Origin of the sequence: Hymenobacter negativus, from assembly GCF_017571495.1 — a bacterium.
In the GTDB taxonomy this organism is placed as follows: Bacteria; Bacteroidota; Bacteroidia; order Cytophagales; family Hymenobacteraceae; genus Hymenobacter; species Hymenobacter negativus.
Map to the genome: position 1 here is coordinate 13,826 of NZ_JAGETZ010000005.1, position 18,813 is coordinate 32,638.

Genomic DNA, 18,813 nt, shown 5'->3' on the forward strand with positions numbered 1-18,813 from the left:
AGCAAAAGGGGCCTAACCAAAGCGAGGCCACCCACTGGGTAGCCTCGCTCACAAATCATATCTTGATTATTTCACCACTTCCAGCCAGCCTTTGTAGAGCTGGTGGCGGCCGGCGCAGTCGTTGTACTCCACTTGGTAGTAGTACATGCCGGCGCCGCTGTCGGTGGCGGTCCAACCGGCGTTGGGGTCAGTGCCGTCGTATACCTTGCGGCCCCAGCGGCTGAATACGCGGATGTGGTAGTTGGTCACATCGGCCACTTTCGGCTTCAGCTCATCGTTCACTTTATCCCCGTTCGGGGTGATGATGTTCGGGAAGGTAGGCAGGGCGTCGCTCTTGATAAGCACCGAAGCCGTGGCCGAAGCAGCGCACTGCCCGCCGCTGTTGTAGGTGATGGTATAAGTGCCAGCCGTGGAATTAGCCAAATCGATGATGCCCGTGCTGGTATTAATGGCCAGTCCGGCCGGCGCGCTGAAGGTGCCCCCTGTTGGACCAAATGCCGGAGCTCCGCTGTTGCCTGTGCGGCAGAACGTAGTTTCGGGATACGTGAGCGACGCTATTGTGCGGATAATGCTGACGGTAGTGGTGCCCACCGCCGGGCAGTTGTTGGGGGCCGGGGCCGGCACGCTATAGGTCACCGTATAGGTGCCAGGGGTGGTAGTGGCCAAGTCGATGGTACCCGTGGTGGCGTCAATTCTCAGCCCAGCGGTGCTGGTAAAAGTACCGCCGGCGGGGGTGGCCGTTACCACCGGCGCAGTGCCAGCGGTGCAGAACGTGGCCGGTAGCTGCGGCGAGGTTGTATACGATACCGTAGCCGTGGTAGGCAGCACCGTGACAGTAACAGGCGTGGAGGTGCTCGACAGCAGGCGGCAAATTACGCGGGCCCGGTACTGAGCCGTCGCGGTGGGCCGGATGGTGTAAGGGTTGGTGGTGGCACCCGCGATATCGGTCCAGGTGGTGCTGCCCACAGGCGCAGACTGCCACTGGTATGTGATGCTGCTAGAGTTGTCGTTGCCGGAAAGTGCCAGCACCACCGGCGTGTTGGGGCATACCACCGCCGGAAATAGGTTAGCCGTGGCAATGCCGGCCGCCGGGGCACTCAGGCAGTTCGAGCCCAGGCTGATGCCCATCACGTTCAGCACGGGGTCCTGAACGGTTTTGATCACTGTTACGCTCTGCACCGACTTATTATAGTTACCAACGGCCAGGCTCAGGCGTACTTCGTAGAGGCGCGGGTTGCTACCGGTCAGGTCGATGGCATTGGTCACGTAGCTCACCCGGCTGCCCACGTTGATGGCCGGTGTGATGGTGCCGTTGAACCAGTCGGGCACGATAACGTTGTTGAACGTTTGGATGGTCCCATCGGTGAAGCTGACAATGAAGGTCTTATCAGCGGCGGTGGTGCCGTTGCCTTCCGTAGCCAGCACCATCACTTCGCTGCAGGACAAGGGATTGGTCAGTGTGAGCGTACCAGTGCCGGCGCCGTCAATGCGCAGGGAGTTGTTGCCCGTGGCGGGAGCCATCTGAAACGTCAGGCCGACCGTGCTGATGCTATTAATCAGGCCATTAGCGGGCAGCGAGTTTGTTGCGCTGAGGCCGGGGAAGGTAGAGTTGGCAAAGCACCAACGTACTGTGGGAATGCCCCGGTCTACGGTGTTGGTGGTAGAACTGGCCACGGTACCTGTGCCGTTGGCAATTACATCATCGGTATAGCCGGTGACGGCGGCGGGCACATAAACCGTTTGCTGAGCCGCAGCGGGACGAAGAATGCCCAAGCCGAAAGCAGCCAGCAGGGCAAAACGCGTAAACAATGTTCTCATTAGGGAACCGGGGTGAAAAAAGAGGGGGGAGAAGGGTGAAAAAAAGGGTGGTGGGGTGCTAAGGCCCCGCAATAAACGGTCCATTAATGACATTTTAATGTAGTGTTGTTCGTGGCTGCGCGGGTGGGATGGCCTAGGTTTGTAATAAATTTTGCTGCCAGCCTCAGATTTAGGCACAACAGCTAATGATTTTACAGCTTTAGCTGGCCCTTACTGCTGATTATACACATTCTAATTCGCCATGTACGTTCGCAATAATCTTCGTTGGAGTGTGGTATGGCGCCTGACGCGCCGCAGTCTGCTTGTTTTTCTCATCTATAACACGCTCATCTGCTTCCTCTACGGGCCGCTTAATGTGCACGTGCTCGATATTCCGTGGCAACCCGTGGCGCTGCTTGGTACGGCGGTGGCCTTCTACATCGGCTTCAAGAGCAACGGCTCCTACGACCGGTTCTGGGAGGGCCGGCAACTCTGGGGCAGCATCGTGAACACCAGCCGCGTTTGGGCCATTCGGGTGTTCGATTTTGTGCAGGCCACGCCTGATGAGGTGATTCCCGACCAGCGCGACATTACCGAGCTGCACCGCCGCCTCCTCTACCGCCAGGTGGCCTGGTGCAATGCCTTGCGCCTGCACCTGCGCCGCCAAACCGCCGAGCTCTGGGATACCGAGGTAGCGCCCTTCCTGCCCTCGGCCGAGGCCGCTACGGCCAAAGGCCTCAGCAACCCGCCCACCCACCTGCTGCGCCGCCAAAGCGTGGAAATGCGCGAGCTGTTTCAGCGGGGCCTGCTCACCGAGTTCCGCCAAGTGGCCCTCATGCAAACCATCCAGGACTTGCTGAACGCACAGGGCGGCTGTGAGCGCATTAAAAACACGCCGTTTCCGCGCCAGTTTGCGTTTTTTAGCTTCGTGTTCGTCTGGATATTCGCGGCCATTCTGCCCCTGGGCTTGGTGGAGGAGTTCGACAGCCGCCTGGCGCTAGGTCAGTATCACGTCTGGCTGATGGTGCCATTTTCGGTGCTCGTGTCATGGGTGTTCAACGTAATTGAAGTGGTAGGCCACACCAGCGAAAACCCCTTCGAAAACGACATTTACGACGTGCCAATGACGTCCATCTGCCGCAGCATCGAAATCGACCTGCGCGAGCTGCTACAGGAAACCGAGCTGCCCGCCAAAGTTGTGGCGGTTGATGACGTGCTGTACTAAGGCCGGGCTGCTTGGAGCGGTTGTAGCGCGAACTGAAAGTTCGCGCTACAACCGCTTTGGGATGACGGCAACCTAAGCTCGACCTAACGACAAACGGCCCGGAGGCGTAAGGGATGGCATCTTTCCACCTTCCCCGAAATGCCTGATGTCCAACCTTGCTAACCCCGCCCGTACGTCGGCCCTCACCAACACTTCCTGGTTTGGTACGGCGCCCGCCCTGCCCACTTATGAGCCGCTGCGTGAAAACACTACCGCCGACGTTGTGATTGTCGGCGGCGGCATTGCCGGCCTCACCACCGCGTATTTGCTGAGTAAGGAAGGCCGGCAAGTGCTGCTGCTGGAAGACGGCGAGCTGGCCAGCGGCGAAACCGGCCGCACCACCGCCCACCTCTCCAATGCCCTCGACGACCGGTACACCACCCTCGAAAACCTGTTTGGCAAGGAGGGGGCCCGCTTGGCGGCCGAAAGCCACACGGCAGCCATTGCTCAGATTGAGAGCATCGTGGCAGAAGAGAAAATCGACTGCGACTTTACCCGCCTCAATGGCTACCTGTTTCTGCCCAAGGGTGGCACCACCAAGGAGCTGACGGAGGAGCGCGACGCCGCCCATCGCGCCGGCCTCACCGAGGTGGCGTACCTGCCCAGCGCCGGACTGGTGGGCTTCGAAACCGGCGAATGCCTGCACTGGCCCGGACAGGGGCAGTTCCACATCCTGAAATACCTGGCCGGGCTGGCGGCGGCCATCACGAAGCGGGGCGGGCGCATCTGCACCAACACGCACGTGAGTGAGGTGTACGGTGGCACCGAGGCCCGCGTGGTGACGGCCGATGGGGTGGAAGCCCGTGCCTCCAAAGGCTTGGTCATTGCCACCAATACGCCCTTCAACGACCGGGTGGTGATGCACACCAAGCAGGCGCCCTACCGCACTTACGTGGTGGGCGCCCGCGTTCCTAAGGGCTCGGTGGCACAGGCCCTGTACTGGGACACGGCCGACCCCTACCACTACATCCGGGTGCAGGAAGTGGCGGCCGGCCCACGCGGCGGCCAAACCGATTACGACCTGCTCATCGTGGGCGGCGAAGACCACAAAACCGGCCAGGAAGACCACCCGGAGGCCCGCCTCGACTGCCTAGAAGAATGGGTGCGCGAGCGGTTTGCCATGGTGAAAGACGTGGAATACCGCTGGTCGGGCCAGGTGATGGAGCCGCAGGACGGCCTGGCCTACGCCGGCCGTAACCCGCTCGACTCGGACAATGTCTACATCATCACCGGCGACTCGGGCCATGGCATGACGCACGGCACGCTCGGGCCTATGATTATCACCGACCTCATCCAGGGCCGGCCCAACCCTTGGGCCGAACTCTACGACCCCGGCCGCATCACCATCAAGCGGGAAAGTGCTCAGGAATTCATCAAGGAAAACGTGAACGTGGCCCTCGAATACACCGACCTGCTGACCGGGGGCGACGTAAAATCGGCCGACGAAATCCCGGCCGGCGCGGGCGCCGTGCTGCGGCGCGGCCTCACCAAAGTAGCGGTGTATAAGGACGACAAGGGTGCCACGCACGAATGCTCCGCCATTTGCCCGCACCTGGGCTGCGTGGTGCACTGGAACAACCTCGAAAAGAGCTGGGACTGCCCCTGCCACGGCTCGCGCTTCACCGCGCTGGGCGAGCTGCTAAGTGGGCCCGCCAACAGCAACTTGCCAGCTGTGTAAAGCCTGGTACAAATTCGCCTAAGCTTGGTATCGAGTGACCAATGCTTGGAATCGGACAGAATACGCCTATAATCATTGAACCGAAGCGTTGATTTGAGGAAGCTAAGCTTGGCGTCACAGTAACAACGATTGGCGTTTTTGCGACTGAGCTTGGTATCTATTTGAATAAGCCTGATGGTGATATGACAACGATGGATGTCAGGCAAGCTAAGCCTGGTATCGGGTCTAGACGGCTTGATGCTGGGTAGAATACGTCTGGTATTGTTGGCGATGCGCTGGTAACTGAGCGTACTGCTTACCTTGTGTCGGGCCGTCCTCGCTGCCTACCTGCCATGAGTCCTTTTTCCACGCCCGAAACCTCCCCCGCCGACCTGCTGGCAGCATTCGAGCACCGCGTCCTCACCCGCGACGAACCCACCCTGCCCGAACCGTTGCGCTTTGATGCGGTCAGCGTGCAGGAACGCGTGCGCCGGGCCTTGCACCAGCAGCTGGGGCAGCGCGACCCGCGCCGCCTGCGCTCGCTGGCCATCATCTGCTACCAGTTCCTGGGCGAGTCCATGCAGCTAAGCACGGCCCCGACCGTGACGGAGGCGCTGGCGCTGTCGGGGGCGCCATCACCCGCACGTGGGGCGAGCTGCGCGAGTCGGGGCTGGTGGTAATGAGGCACACCGGCCGGCGGCGCAGCTACCAGCTCAGCCGCATGGGCGACGATTGGCTGGTGGCCGTGGTAAAGGGAGAGAAACCAGCCTAACTCATTAGCTATGCGCGAATCAGTGCCGGGGCCAGCCGATAATTTGCCCACACCAATGGAAGCAGCGCTGCTGCGGAATATTGCCGAATTCTATCAAAACCCAAGCCTGACGGTGCAAATCAGTCAGTGCCGGGTGGTACTACGCGAGTATAGCGGCTGCGGCTTTTTTACCACGCTTACCACCCCTGCCAACTGTCCCTTAATTATTGCCCCGAAGGGGTACTACGGTGGAAGCGATGTGGAGGCGACCGAGCTCTCGCATAACGCGGGCAGTTGCCTATTTACAAAGGACGGACGGTTGGACTTTTTGGAAGTGTTTGCGTACGTCGATGGGGACCCAGCCGAAGTGACTGATTTTGTCATAAAGCCGATGGAGGCGGATGCCACCCCCTTGCTGTAGTTTTGGCCTTATGAAAACCCGGAGGTCTGCTTTCATCCTTTGCGAGAGCGCTCTGCTGGTAGCGCTGGCTCTCGCGCTGCCCGCTTGCCAAACCGACCCGCAGCGCCTGGCCCGCCTCGAAGCCGCGCAGCAGGAGCAGGCCCGCGAACTGGCCAGCCTGCGCCAGCGGCTGGCCGAGAAAGAAGCGGAAGTGGCCCAGCTCGAAACCTGCGTCAACGACCTGGAAAACGCGGTGTATGAAGACGAGGACTCGACGGCTTACGACGATGACTACCGGCCCGGCCTCACGCAGCTTTAGCCGAAAAGGCCAACCCAATTGGCGTTTATTTGCGTTAGGAGCCGCATTACCCGCTTCCGCTGCATGAACGAACAGACGCGCCGCCTTCGCTATTTTTTCTCCGGCCAAAACTTCTCCGATGGAGTGCGCATCACGGTATCCATCCTGCTGCCAGCGGTGCTGCTGGGCCAGTGGGGGCACTTCGACCTGGGCCTGACCATCTCGACCGGGGCCGTGTGCGTGAGCGTGACCGACACACCCGGCCCCGCCACCCACCGCCGCAACGGCATGCTGGCGGCGCTGGCTTTGGTGGGCAGCACCGCGCTGCTCACCAGCCTGGCCGCCGTCAACCCCTGGCTGCTGGGCCTGCAAGTGGGCATCCTCAGCTTTCTCATGACCATGCTGCTTGTCTGGGGCGCCCGGGCCGGCGCCGTGGGCACGGCGGCCCTGCTGAACGTGGTGCTGCTGCTGGCCCACCCGCCCAAGCTGGCCGATGCGCCCTTGCACGCCGGCCTGTTGCTGCTGGGTGGGCTTTGGTACGCGGGCCTGGCCATGGTGGCCTACCAGGTGCGGCCCTACCGCCCGGCCCAGCAGGCGCTGGGCGAGTGCATTCACGCCCTGGCGCAGTTTTTGTCCCTGAAAGCCAAGTTCTACAACACCGCCACGGCCCTTGAGGAGGACTACCGGCAGCTGGTGGCCCAGCAGGTGGTGGTGAACGAGAAGCAGGAAGCCGTGCGCGACCTCATCTTTCGCACCCGCCAGATAGTGAACGAAACCACCAGCACCGGCCGCCGACTCGTGCTCACCTTCGTGGAGACGGTGGACCTGTACGAGCGCATCACCGTGGGCTACTACGACTACTCGGCGGTGCGCGAAACATTCGGCAAAACCGGGGTTCTGGACGAGGTGGCACGACTCATCCGGCACGTGGCGACCGAGCTCGACCACCTCGGCGTGGCCATCCAAACCAACAACGCGCACCCCGGCACCGGCCCCGTGCTCACCGCCGAGTGGGACCGCCTGCAAGCCCGCATCAGTGCTCTGGAGGCCGACCCGGCCATCGAAGGCAATACGCGGGTGCTGAAGAAAATATTGGTCAACCTGCGCGACATCATCCGACGGGTGGGCAACATCCGCAGCTACTTCGACGAGGCCCGGGCCGCCGACGCACCCGCCGTGAGCCGCGCCGCCGAACACACCCAGTTTGTGGCCCGCCAGGAAATCGAGTTGCGCGCCCTGGGCCAGAACCTGACCATGAAATCGGCCGTGTTTCGCCACTCCGTGCGCATGACGGTGGCCTGCCTCACGGCCTACATTCTGGCCGAAACACTGTGGCAGGGCCAGCACAACTACTGGATTCTGATGACCGTGACCATTATGCTCAAGCCCGGGTTCAGCCTCACGCGGCAGCGCAACACCGAGCGCATCATTGGCACGCTGGCGGGCGGGGCGCTGGGTGGGCTCATTCTGTGGGCAGTGCCGTGGCCCGAGGCGCGGTTTGCCATTCTGGTGGTGTTTATGGTGGTGGCCTACAGCTTCCAGCGCACGGTGTACCTGGTCACGGTGGTGTTTCTCACAGCCTACCTGCTCATCATGTTCCGATTCCTGGGGCTGAGCTATTTGGGCGTGGCGCAGGAGCGCATTGTCGATACGCTTATTGGTTGCGCCATTGCCTTCTCGGCCGGCTATTTTCTGTTTCCGAACTGGGAATCGGAGCAGCTGACCGACTACATGGCCGCCGCCCTGCGCGCCAACCTGGCCTACCTGCGCCAACTGGCCGACCGCCTCGCCGGCCGCCCCCTACCGCCCGACAAGTACCGCTTGCTCCGCAAAGACGTGTACGTGAGCGGGGCCAACCTCGCGGCGGCCTTCCAGCGCATGCTCACCGAGCCCAAGAGCAAGCAGCACCGCCCCACCGAAACCCACGAATTTGTGGTGCTGAACCACATTCTGTCCTCCAACATCGCGGCCCTTACTGGCACCCTGCGGGAGGCCGCGCCCGCCGTGCCGCCCTTCCCTCCCGAAGGCCGCCGCGCCCTCACCAGCGCCGCCGCCGCCCTCAGCAAAAGCCTCACCCGCATTAATCCCACGGCCGACCAGCCCACCGCCGAATTCAATTCCACTACCCCCATCGAACCCGCCAGCGCCGACGATAAATCCCTGCTCGACCAGCTTAACTTCTTGCAAAAAGTCAGCACCGACATCGGCAAGGTAACGGAAGTACTAGCCGGCGAATCAGTAGCGCGGACTTAGTAGTCCAAGCTACAGCCCGTAGTCGCGGGCAAACTGCGTGAGGGCCGCCACGTTGTGGAGTTCCAGCTTGTGCAGGATGTTGCGCCGGTGCGTACTCACCGTGAAATCCGATAGTGATAGCAGCTGGGCTATTTCACGGGTAGTGTGTCCCTCGCAAATCAGCCGGATAATTTCCCGCTCCCGAGCCGACAGGCGGTGCAGGCGCGTTAGGCTCCCCGCTTCGGGGCCAGACACGGCCGCCGATGCCGGAAACGCCAGGTGCCCCGCCGCCACTGAGCGAATAGCCGCCAATAGCTGCCCTGCATCGGCTGATTTGGGTACGAAGCCGCGTGCGCCAGCCGCCTGCACTTTCGCAATAACCTCGGGCGTGGCCAGCGTGCTGAACACCAGTACGCGCAGCTGCGGCCACTGCTGGGCCAGCTGGGGCAGTAGCGTAAATCCATCGGGCGGCGGTAGGTGCAGGTCGAGCAGCAGCACATCGGCGGCAGGGGCAGCAGTGTGGGGTGGGAGCCAGGCCAGCAGCTCGGCTCCCGAAGCCAGCAGTCCCACCACGCGCAGGTCGGCCTCGCTGGCCAGCAGTGCAGCCAGGCTTTGGGTCAGCATCTGGTGGTCGTCGACGATGAGCAGCCGGCACGGAGAAGGAGAGTTCACAGCGTAATGAAGAATAATAGGGGGAATCAGGTAGTATTGAAGCTAGTCAGTCTGACGGCTAGGCTGAATCACTAAACCGCATCCTGGGTAGGAATCTGAACCACGATGCTGGTGCCGTGGGCCGCGCTGTCGATGTGCACCTGGCCCCGCAGGTAGTCGGCGCGGGCCCGCACGCCGCGCAGGCCAATGCCGGCAGCCGGCGCATCAGGCGCAAAGCCTTGGCCATTGTCTTCCACCAGAATTTCGAGGCTATTGGGGTGATGTAATACCTGCACCTGCACGGTGGTGGCGTGGGCATGGCGCACGGCATTGTTGAGCAGTTCGGCCACGATGCGGTAGGCCGCGTGTTGCAGCGGCATGGGCAGTTGGTCGAGATTAGGCTCGCAATACGTACTCACCGTCGGATTGCCGTAGGAGTTGATGAGCTTGCTCAAAGCCTGTATTGAATCGCAGAGGCTACCCAGGCTGGCCTCAGCCGGCAGCAGCACGTGGCTGAAGGTGCGCACTTCGTCGCGGAGATGGCGCAGCAGCAGTTCGGCCTGCTGGCCAGCTGCGGCGGCTGCGGGCGAGGCAGCCAGGGCATCGCGCACGGCCGGGCCTTGCCAAGCCAGGTGCAGTGCCATCAGGTTGGGGCCGAGGGCGTCGTGCAGCTCGCGCGCCAGCTGTTCGCGCTCTTCCTCCTGCGCCGCAATGAGGCGCGCGCCCTGGGCATTGCGCAGGTTGAGCTGCCGGATGCGCAGCTGGGCATTCTGGCGCAGCGTCTGGCGGAAGCGGCCGGTGAGCAGCGCGCTCAGCACCAGCAGCTCCAAAAATAGGCCCCAGGCCAGGGTATTCGGGTAAACGGGATTGAAGCTGCTCAAGCCTAAATGGTTGAACCAGAACACCACGTAGCCCACAAAAAAGAAAAAGTACGTGAGCACGTAGTAGGCCGTCAGGCGCCGGCGGCGCCGCGTGAGTAAGCCCACCAGCAGCACCCACCATCCGTAGCCAAACACGGCGGCCAGTAGTAACTCGCGGCCCGTATTCAGGCCCTGCACCAGTGGCAGGCTGTGGCGGACCGCCCACGGAAACAGCCCCGCATAAAGCGCCACAAACGCCACTACGGACCCAATGAGCCAGTTGCCGGTTTGGTACTGCCCGCGCCGTCCGCTTTGCAGCCGCAAAAACAGCTGCATGATGCGGATGCCCACGGCCGCGGCCAGCAGTACGAAATTGAACTGCCCAACCGTCCAGAGCAACTGGTAGAGGCCCGTGGGTAGCAGCCAGGCATCCAGCCCATCCTCCATCATCAAAAACACCGTGATGCAGGCCACGTAGGCCAGGTACCACAAGTGAATACGGTCGCGCAAAAACGCAAACAGTACCAGGTTAAACAGCGCGCTACTCAGGTAAAAGCCCAGCAGCCACACCCAGTGCCGCTCAAACGGGAAGCCCATTTCCCAGGCCAGAAAGTGCTCGGTCGTTTCGATGTAAGTGGGCAGGTAAATCCCGCCCGAATGCGCTTCGAGGCGCAGGTAGAGCACCGCCGTTTCGCCGGCGGCCAGGGCAAATGGCAGGCTGAGCGAGCGAGCCGGGTAGGGCCGCCCGGCTGCCGGCACCCAGGAGCTGGCCGCACCAATGCGGGTAAATTTTGTTTCGCCGGCCCGTCGGCAATACAGCGCGGCACTGTCGGTGAAATTGAACACGCTCCAGAAGAAGCGCAGGCGCAAGGAATCGGCATTGCGCACCACCAAGCGCATCCAGACCCGCTCGTGGCGCAGGCCCAGGTTCAGGGTTTTGTGCCAGGGGCCGGGTTGCAGCTTGCCGGCCCGCCATTGCGCTTCCACCTGCTCCGGGTCGGTGGCCACGCTAAACGGTTCGGTGTAGTAGCGGTACGCTTCCGAAATGTGGGGGCCCTTGGGGTCTTTCAGCGGCAGCGTGTCGCGCATGATTTGCGGCTTCTCACCCGTCCCAGTGATACCACTGGTTTGCGCATTAGCCCCAACCCACCATCCCAGCAGCACCAGAAGTAGAAGAAACCGCATAGGCAGTTACCAGAATAAGACTGATTGGCAAAGAACCACTAATTCACCGCAAATTCACCTTACCGGAAAAAAGAAATCCGGGTTGCTCCATTCCGTTATGACTGGAAGAAGCAACCCGGATACAAACCGACCTTAATTCGGGCGTTTATTTTGCCGCCGTGCCATCGGGCTTGAGGGTGCGGCCCAGCCAGTCGAAAAACACGCGCTGCCACAGAATGGCGTTTTGCGGCTTCAGAATCCAGTGGCCTTCGTTGGGGAAATACAGGAAGCGGCTGGGAATGCCGCGCAGCTGCGCCGTGCCGAAAGCCTCTATGCCCTGGCCCTCGGGCACCCGGAAATCGCGCCCGCCGTGGATGACGAGCAGGGGCGTGTCCCAGTTTTTGGCAAACTGCTGGGGGTTGAAATCGGTGTAGGCCTTCGCCAGGTTGGCATCCCAGGGTGCGCCGGCCATGTCGTGCTTGGCGAAAAATATTTCCTCAGTGCTGGGGTACCAGCTCGTGATGTCGTAGAGGCCGCAGTGGGCAATAAAGGTCTTGAAGCGCCCCTCGTGCTTGCCGGCCAGCAGGTACACCGAGTAGCCGCCATAGCTGGCGCCCACGCAGCCGCGCCGCGCCTTGTCCACGTAGGGCTCCTCGGAGATTTTGTCGATGGCCGAGAGGTAGTCCTTAATTGGTTGGCCGCCCCAGTCACCCGAAATAGCGTCGTTCCATTCGCGGCCGAAACCGGGCAGGCCGCGCCGGTTGGGCGCCACCACAATGTAGCCGTTGGCCGCCATCAGCTGGAAATTCCAGCGGTAGCTCTGGCTTTGGGTGATGGGGCTTTGCGGGCCGCCCTGGCAGTAGAGCAGGGTGGGATACTTCTTGCTAGCGTCAAAATCGGGCGGGTAAATGACGTACACCTGCATCTGCTTGCCGTCGGTGGTGGTCACGCGACGGTCCTCCACCTTGCCCATTTTGATGCCAGCCAGCTCCTGCTGGTTGATGGTAGTGAGGGGCGTTTCCTTGCCGGTTTTCAGGTCCAGCCGTACAATATCGGCGAAGGCCGACAGCGTGGTCCGGTTGGCTACGGCCTGGTCCTTGCCCACCAGCTCAAACGCGTTGTAGTTCTGGGCCCCGGTTGTAAGCTGCCGGATTTTGCCGCCCTTGCTGGGCACCGAAAACAGCTGCTCGGTGCCGGCTACCACGGCCATGAAGTAGATGGCTTTGCCATCGGCGCTCCAGCGCACGTTGCCCGCGCTCAGCTCCGAGCCTTTGGTAATGTCCTCGCGCTTCTTACTGGCGAAATCGTACACCATGATGCCGTTGCGGTCGCTCTCGAAGCCGGCCGTAGCCATGCTCAGCCAAGCCACGTGCTGGCCGTCGGGGCTGAAAGCGGGCTCGGTGTCGTAGCCGGGCAGGCCCTCGCTCAGGTCCACCGTTTTCTGGTCGTGGATGTCGTAGAGGTAAATGTCGGAGTTGGTGCTTTCGGCTTCGGCCTTGCCCGTCAGTTTGCGGCTGGTGTAGGCAATACGGTAGCCGTCGGGCGAAAAAGCCAGCTGCTCCGAGCCACCGTCAGGCATCAGCGGCGAGTCGAATTGCTCGCCGGCCATCACGTCCTTGCCGTAGCCCTCGGGCTTGCCATCGGCATTCAGCGGCTGAAAGAATACGTGGCTGGCCAAGTGGTCGTCCCACACGTTCCAGTGGCGGTAGTTCAGGTCGTCGATGATTTTGGCGTCGGCCTTGGGCAGGTCCGGGAACATATCCAGCGTACTCGGGCTCGATTTTACGTCCTGCGTGTACAGGATAAAATTGGCCTTGGGCGCGTATTTCAGGTTGCTCAGTCCCTGGTCGGGGAAGTCGCTGAGCTTGGTTTTGCCCGAGCCGTCGGCGTTCATCACGTACAGCTGGTCGGTGCCGCTTTCGCCCGAAATGAACGTGAGCTTGCCATCAGGCCGCCAGTTCAGGGTGTTTTCCGAACCGGGTGTATCGGTCAGGCGCTTAGCCGTGCCACCGGCTACGGGCACCGTCCAGATGTCAGTATTGCCCTTATTGTCGGCCAGATTATACTTGGTGACGGTGTAGGCCACGGTTTTGCCATCGGGCGAAACCTGCATCTCGCCCAGGCGGCCCAGCTGCCAAAGCTTTTCGGGGGTGAGAACGTTGGTGGTCGTTTGGCCGGCCGCCGCCAGTGGCAGCAACGCCAGCGCCACGGGTAAGAGCTTATTCATGTTCATGCCCGAAAATTACGGCTTCTGTGGGCGTTGGACCGATGCGCGTGTTTGTAGTTGAAAACAAATATTGATATTTATATGTGGTATTCACCTTTCCCTGCTACTATGAATCAGCTTTTTCAACATGCCTTGTCCTTGTGCCTGTGCTTATTTGCCCTGGCCGCTCAGGCTCAGCAGCCCACGCCTACCGGCAAGCGCAACCTGCCGCCCATCCCCGGCCTGGGCCCCGAGCCGGTACTGCCCGCCAACCCCACGCCCGTCCAGCAGGCCGAATACAAGAGCCAGATGGCCGAGCGCACCCGCCAGCGCTGGAACTACCTCCTCACCGACTCCGTGGCCCGCGCCCGGATGCTCAACGAAAAACCCAACGCCCTGCTGGTCGAAACCGTGAAGGGCCGCAAGCCCGGCACCGCCCTCGACGCCGACATGGGCGAGGGCCGCAACGCCATTTACCTGGCCCAGCAAGGCTGGCAGGTGACGGGCGTCGACATTGCCGAAAAAGCTCTGGCCTATGCCCAAAACCGGGCAAAAGCGTTGAATGTGAAGCTCACCACCGAAGTGGCCGATATGGCCAAATACGACTGGGGTACCAACAAATGGGACCTCATTGTGCTGAGCTACGCTGGCGGCCGCGACTACGCCGACCGTGTGATGCGCGCCCTGAAGCCCGGCGGCATCGTGGTACTCGAAGCTTTCCACATGGACGCCACCAATCGGCTGCAAGTGGTAGGCGGCGACTACCGCGTCTTCTTCAAAACCGATGAGTTACCCAAGCTCTACACCGCCGCCGGCCTAAAAATCCTCCGCTACGAAGAACCCGTCGGCACCGCCGATTTCACCAAAGAGCAGCTGCGCCTCGTGAAAATGGTGGCCCAAAAGCCGTAGAGACGAAGGTCTGGAACAGAATTCGAGCCGTCAGGCTCTGCTGTACCCTGTGTGATAGACGGAACTGCTACGAAACAAAAAGCCCCGCCAACGTAAGTTGGTGGGGCTTTTTGTGGGGGAACGACAGCCACCTGCTAGCGCATAAGCGCAATCAAGATTTATTTACTGTCCTTCTTACGGCCCGAGCCGCCGGGTTGTTTCCCGCCGCCGTCATTTTTGTTGACTGTGGCCCAGGCGCGGGCCTCCGCTTCCTTCTCCGGTACGCCTCTTTTCTCGTAGCCTTCTTCGATGTGCTCGGCCTGACGCTTCTGTTTATCAGTGTACTTAGATTTATCTCCCTGTGCCATGGCAGTAATGAAATAAAAGTGGAAAGGAAACGGCCCGTGGTGCTGGGCCACAGGTTTATTTTACGCGTGGAGTGGGGGAGGAGTTAGGAGGAGCTTAGTATCTTCGCCCCGGTTCTGGCCATTCATTCCCTCTTCATGCGCCACGTCGCCGATATTCCGCACCCCACCGTCAAAATCACGCTCCTGGCCTGGAACGGCAAGTTTTTACTCAAGCTGGAGCAAGGCAATCTGGAGCAAACCTATAAAGTAGCCGAGCTCGACCTGCTCACCGGCACCGATACTGAGGCCCGCGAGCTGCTCGACGATGAATTTCTCGCCGCCGCCATTGCTCGGTTCCAAGCCATGCGGGATGATTTACAAGCCGCTTTCGACCGTCACGAGCTGCGCTAGCCGCCGGCTCTTTCCCTATTCCTAGAATGTCTAAAATCTACGTTCTGCTGCTGGCCCTGGCCGCTTTACTTACTGCCGCGCCCGTTTCGGCCCAACTCTACGATGTGCGCCCCAGCGAGATAAACTATAACAAAAAGCCCCGTGCCGCCCTCAAAGTGCAGGTCGATGGCAAGGCGACCGATGTGCGCGATTTCTTCCAGGAGTGGATGAAAACCAGCTACAATGTAAAGTTTAAAACCGGTGGTGTGCTGGGCATGGGCAAAAGCGACGTGTTACTGGCACGCCAAACCCCCGCCAGTACCGTATCGGGCAAGCTCGTGGACCTGTATGCCACTGTCATCGCGCCCACCGATTCGACGGCCGAAGTAGCTGTTTTCGGGGGCTTCGATGACAACACCTTCTTCGACCCCAGCAGCACCAAAGCCGAATACGACGCCGTACGGGCCATGACCCAGAACTTTGCCAGTGCCGCCCGTCTCAAAGCTTACCGGGAGATGATTGCCGAGGCTGAAAAGAAGCTGAAGGCCACTGAAAAGGAGAAAGAACGTCTCGAAAAAGAGCAGGTTTTCCTCAAAACCAACACCGAAGCCAACCTGGCCCGCATTGAGGAGCTGAAGAAGAAAAATGCCGAAAACCTAGTCCAGTCGCGTGCCGATTCGGCTTCGCAACTCAAAAACGGCAAGCTGCTGGACGAAAGCCGCCTGCGCTTGCAGCGCCGCCGCGACCGCCTCTCGGCCCTCGACCGTAAAAACTAGCCTTACCGCCGGCCGTATTCTGGTTCATGGACAACAACCCTTCGTCGCCCCTCGATACCCTGCGCCAGCTCAAGGAGATGCTCGATGCCGGTGCCCTTACGCCCGCCGAGTTTGACGCCCTGAAGCAGCGCCTGGTACTGAACCCCGGCGCCCCGCTGCCGCCTGCCGCGCCCGTTACACCTGTAGCGCCTATGCCGGCTGTGGTGCCACCAGTCGTGCTGCCGCCAGTCGTACTGCCGCCCGCGCCAGCTGAGGAGCCGCATTCGCCCATGTTTGAGGATGTTGCTGATGAAGCGCTCATCACACCCAGCGCGCCGGTTGCTACACCCGAAACGCCCCGCTCAGTCGCGCCTGAGGCATGGGCCCCTACTGCGGTGCCAACCACTGAGCCCGACCCAAAATGGACCGGCGATGAGTTTCCTCCCATGGAGGAAACCCCAGCCCGCAACCCCTTAGCACTCATTCTGTCCATCGGCGGGGTGCTGGTGTTTCTGGCCGTGGTAGCCTACCTCACCCTCAACCGGCCGCCATCGGAACACATTTCCAGCACCAGTCAGACGGCCGCCGACTCCGTTGCCGCCACCATCGACACTGGCCCCCAGGCCGAGCAACTGCCCGCCGTCACCGCTACGCCCGAAACCATTCGCGTGGCACCAGCGCACCCGGCCCCGGTCATTCAGCCCCGGCCAGCTCCTGCTGTCACCGATTCTGTCGCTGCCCCCGCCGCTACCGATTCTGCTGTTAGCCAATAAGACGCTGCAATCACGGCCGAGGTTTCGGTTTTTTAGCTCAACGTACTGGCTTCAAGGTCGTATGCTAAACCCCAGTCCTTTCGGCTGGGGTTTTCTTTTTCCTTTCCACTATTCTTGCTCATGCCAGTTTCACGTTCTCTTTCAATTGGTTGGCCCGCTTTAGCTGCTACGCTACTGCTCGGAGCCTGCTCCTCGCCAACCAGCAAGTCAGAAGGTTCGGCCACTACTGCTGCCTCTGCCGATTCGTCGGCCACCAACACCGCCAATCCCGCCGCGCCGGCCAATTCACCCCTGCAAGTGGTGGCCGAATTCAACGACCCGCAAATGGTGGGCGTGGCCGTGGCGCCCGGCGGCCAAGTATTCGCCTGCTTTCCGCGCTGGGACTGGAACCCCTCGTTTCCCATTGCCAAAGTCGGGCCCAACAGCACCCTCACGCCCTATCCCAACGCAAGCTGGTGCATGTGGAACGACTCCGTGAAATCCGAGCCACTCAAGCACTGGATTTGCCCACAAAGCGTCTTCGCCGATAAATCGGGCATGATATGGGTACTCGACCCAGCCTCACCCGGCCTGAAATTTACCGTAGCCGGTGGTCCCAAACTGGTCAAAACCGACCCCAAAACCGGTCAGGTTCTGCTCACCATTCCCTTTCCCGAAAGCGTTGCCCCGCGCAAATCCTACCTCAATGATGTGCGCATCGACCTCCAGAACAACTACGCCTACATGACCGAATCAGGCTTGGGCGCGCTGGTTGTGACGGACCTGAAGACGCTGAAATCGCGCCGCCTGCTGGCTAATCATCCATCCACCAAAGCGGTGAAAGGCTTGGTTGTTAAAGCCGCTGGGCACCCCATGATTGACCTTGAAGGCAAGCCTGCCCAGTTCAATGCCGACGGCATTGCGCTCAGCACGGACAATACTTATCTCTACTACTGCCCGCTCACCGGCCACACCCTCTACCGCATCAAAACCGCCGCTCTCCGCGACCCCGCCCTAACCGAAGCTCAACTCGGCCAGCAGGTCGAAACGGTAGGTGAAATCCCCGGCACCGACGGCTTAGAAATTGATGCTGCCAACAACGTGTACCTCACCTCTTTCGAGCAAAGCGCGTTGTTGCGTCGCACGCCCGCCGGCAAAATCGAAACCCTGGTGCAGGACGACCGTCTGCAATGGCCCGATACCTATAGCCTGACCCAGGACGGCAACCTCTACGTTACCAACTCTTCCATCCACAAAACGCCCAACTGGAACAAAGGCGTAGGGCAGCCCCGGCCGCCGTTCCGCATCTTCAAAATGGCTTTGCCAAAGTAGATTCACGATAGGATATCCTGATAGAAACAAAAAGCCCATCATGCTGAGTGAAGCATGACGGGCTTTTATCTTACCTGTAGCATGAACTGGCGCTAGCTATAGCCTTGCAATTTCTTTCTTGCGCTCAACCAGCTGAATCTTAACACCCTTCTGGAAGATATCGAATTTCTCGCTCACGTGGGTTAGCACGTCCATGCAGTGGCGGTGGCGGCGGTTCATCGTATCGTGCACCGTGTACACGCCGTCCAGTATGGGCGAAATGCCGCTGACGCGCACCTTATCCCCAAAGTTAAAGGGCCCGCCCCAGGGCCTGAGCAAGTCGCGCGACAAAGCCATCCAGCGCTTTTTGCTCCCATAATGGGGCTTGATATGAGAATTGTCGGCCGTAATAAAGGGCTCGTTATCTGTCTGGTTGGCCACCGCCTGATAAGCAGTAGCCGTCACGGTATAGGTGGGTTTGCGCTTCACCAGCGCTTTGGTTTTGGAATGAAGCCGCTTCACAGCCCGTCGGGGCGCCAGAAATCCGGTCAGACCGGTAGCTTTTGCGGCAGGTTTGGAATTAAAAAGCGGCGTGGCGAGGGCCATAGCGGCAATCAGGATTTCTGTTAGCAGTTTAACATTATTCATCAATGAAGCATTCGTACACCCGCCATAGCGCCCGGCGGTACAAGCCCTGTCTCTCAATTGGAAAGTGGACAGGAGGTTAGTAACGCTGTGATAGCCAGATGAGTTCGTTGAAAAGTAAATGTCCAATTCCAAAATGCCTGTATGGACAACTGAGCCATGACATAGCAAAAAGTTTATATAAAACGCGCGTTTTTTGGCTGTCTAAAAACTTTTCAACCATTCCCGGCACGCTCGAAGATGGATATCATCGTCGGCGTCATGGAAGTACAGGCAAGGCATCCTTCTAATTTTTAATAAATTGGTCACGCAAGCACAGGGGACTGTAGCCTGAAAGTGTTTGTAAATTGCTGGTTGGTAGTTGAATTCGTGTAACCGAATTTAGGTTTCCTCCTGATTGATAACACAGTTACCTTTACGCTACCTTACTAAGCTGAATTCCCAA

The 18,813-nt window shown here is 60.4% G+C and carries 17 protein-coding genes; 11 read left to right on the forward strand and 6 right to left on the reverse strand.

Annotated elements, in window-relative coordinates:
- Window positions 1–66: 66 nt before the first annotated feature.
- Entirely contained in the window at window positions 67–1,818 is a 1,752-nt protein-coding gene (locus tag J4E00_RS12455; RefSeq protein ID WP_208175497.1) for a gliding motility-associated C-terminal domain-containing protein, read from the reverse strand.
- A gap of 241 nt (window positions 1,819–2,059) precedes the next feature.
- On the opposite strand from J4E00_RS12455, the gene J4E00_RS12460 reads away from it, so the two are divergent.
- The 6 genes from J4E00_RS12460 (at window position 2,060) to J4E00_RS29840 (ending at window position 8,420) form a co-directional block, all read left to right on the forward strand.
- Window positions 2,060–3,022 carry a bestrophin family protein gene (locus J4E00_RS12460; protein WP_208175498.1) on the forward strand — a complete coding sequence of 321 codons (963 nt, stop codon included), beginning with the start codon at window positions 2,060–2,062 and terminating at the stop codon, window positions 3,020–3,022.
- A gap of 145 nt (window positions 3,023–3,167) precedes the next feature.
- Entirely contained in the window at window positions 3,168–4,739 is a 1,572-nt protein-coding gene (locus J4E00_RS12465) for an FAD-dependent oxidoreductase (protein ID WP_208175499.1), read from the forward strand.
- Between the two features lie 332 nt (window positions 4,740–5,071).
- Window positions 5,072–5,398, forward strand: coding sequence for a hypothetical protein (locus J4E00_RS12470; protein WP_208175500.1), 327 nt, complete (start codon window positions 5,072–5,074; stop codon window positions 5,396–5,398).
- Between the two features lie 102 nt (window positions 5,399–5,500).
- Window positions 5,501–5,890, forward strand: coding sequence for a hypothetical protein (locus J4E00_RS12475; RefSeq protein WP_208175501.1), 390 nt, complete (start codon window positions 5,501–5,503; stop codon window positions 5,888–5,890).
- A 10-nt stretch (window positions 5,891–5,900) separates the two neighbouring features.
- Window positions 5,901–6,188, forward strand: a complete 288-nt coding sequence (locus J4E00_RS12480; RefSeq protein ID WP_208175502.1) for a hypothetical protein — start codon at window positions 5,901–5,903, stop codon at window positions 6,186–6,188.
- 63 nt (window positions 6,189–6,251) lie between these two features.
- On the forward strand, window positions 6,252–8,420 hold the full coding sequence (locus tag J4E00_RS29840) for an FUSC family membrane protein (protein ID WP_208175503.1): 2,169 nt from the start codon (window positions 6,252–6,254) through the stop codon (window positions 8,418–8,420).
- Between the two features lie 9 nt (window positions 8,421–8,429).
- On the opposite strand, the gene J4E00_RS12490 is transcribed toward J4E00_RS29840, so the two are convergent.
- The 3 genes from J4E00_RS12490 to J4E00_RS12500 all read right to left on the reverse strand — a co-directional run bounded on the left by J4E00_RS12490 (window position 8,430) and on the right by J4E00_RS12500 (window position 13,301).
- A complete protein-coding gene (locus J4E00_RS12490; RefSeq protein WP_208175504.1) occupies window positions 8,430–9,071 on the reverse strand; it encodes a response regulator in 642 nt (213 codons plus the stop codon).
- A gap of 71 nt (window positions 9,072–9,142) precedes the next feature.
- The gene (locus tag J4E00_RS12495; RefSeq protein WP_208175505.1) at window positions 9,143–11,095 is read right to left on the reverse strand and encodes a 7TM diverse intracellular signaling domain-containing protein; all 1,953 of its coding nucleotides are present in this window, start codon (window positions 11,093–11,095) and stop codon (window positions 9,143–9,145) included.
- 145 nt (window positions 11,096–11,240) lie between these two features.
- Entirely contained in the window at window positions 11,241–13,301 is a 2,061-nt protein-coding gene (locus J4E00_RS12500) for a prolyl oligopeptidase family serine peptidase (RefSeq protein ID WP_208175506.1), read from the reverse strand.
- Window positions 13,302–13,409: 108 nt separating this feature from the next.
- On the opposite strand from J4E00_RS12500, the gene J4E00_RS12505 reads away from it, so the two are divergent.
- Entirely contained in the window at window positions 13,410–14,189 is a 780-nt protein-coding gene (locus tag J4E00_RS12505; protein ID WP_208175507.1) for a class I SAM-dependent methyltransferase, read from the forward strand.
- Between the two features lie 158 nt (window positions 14,190–14,347).
- Here the strand turns inward: J4E00_RS12505 and J4E00_RS12510 are convergent, their stop codons facing one another.
- Window positions 14,348–14,587 (reverse strand): hypothetical protein, encoded by a 240-nt coding sequence (locus J4E00_RS12510; RefSeq protein WP_317196619.1) that lies wholly within the window; start codon window positions 14,585–14,587, stop codon window positions 14,348–14,350.
- A gap of 84 nt (window positions 14,588–14,671) precedes the next feature.
- Here J4E00_RS12510 and J4E00_RS12515 point away from each other — a divergent pair, with 84 nt between their 5' ends.
- The 4 genes from J4E00_RS12515 (at window position 14,672) to J4E00_RS12530 (ending at window position 17,744) form a co-directional block, all read left to right on the forward strand.
- On the forward strand, window positions 14,672–14,926 hold the full coding sequence (locus J4E00_RS12515; protein ID WP_208175508.1) for a hypothetical protein: 255 nt from the start codon (window positions 14,672–14,674) through the stop codon (window positions 14,924–14,926).
- Window positions 14,927–14,952: 26 nt separating this feature from the next.
- Window positions 14,953–15,681: a hypothetical protein gene (locus J4E00_RS12520; protein WP_208175509.1), complete on the forward strand. Its 729-nt coding sequence runs from the start codon at window positions 14,953–14,955 to the stop codon at window positions 15,679–15,681.
- A 26-nt stretch (window positions 15,682–15,707) separates the two neighbouring features.
- Window positions 15,708–16,433 (forward strand): SHOCT domain-containing protein, encoded by a 726-nt coding sequence (locus J4E00_RS12525; RefSeq protein ID WP_208175510.1) that lies wholly within the window; start codon window positions 15,708–15,710, stop codon window positions 16,431–16,433.
- Window positions 16,434–16,553: 120 nt separating this feature from the next.
- Window positions 16,554–17,744, forward strand: a complete 1,191-nt coding sequence (locus J4E00_RS12530; protein WP_208175511.1) for an L-dopachrome tautomerase-related protein — start codon at window positions 16,554–16,556, stop codon at window positions 17,742–17,744.
- 96 nt (window positions 17,745–17,840) lie between these two features.
- Here the strand turns inward: J4E00_RS12530 and J4E00_RS12535 are convergent, their stop codons facing one another.
- The gene (locus J4E00_RS12535) at window positions 17,841–18,371 is read right to left on the reverse strand and encodes a hypothetical protein (RefSeq protein WP_208175512.1); all 531 of its coding nucleotides are present in this window, start codon (window positions 18,369–18,371) and stop codon (window positions 17,841–17,843) included.
- Between the last annotated feature and the right edge of the window lie 442 nt (window positions 18,372–18,813).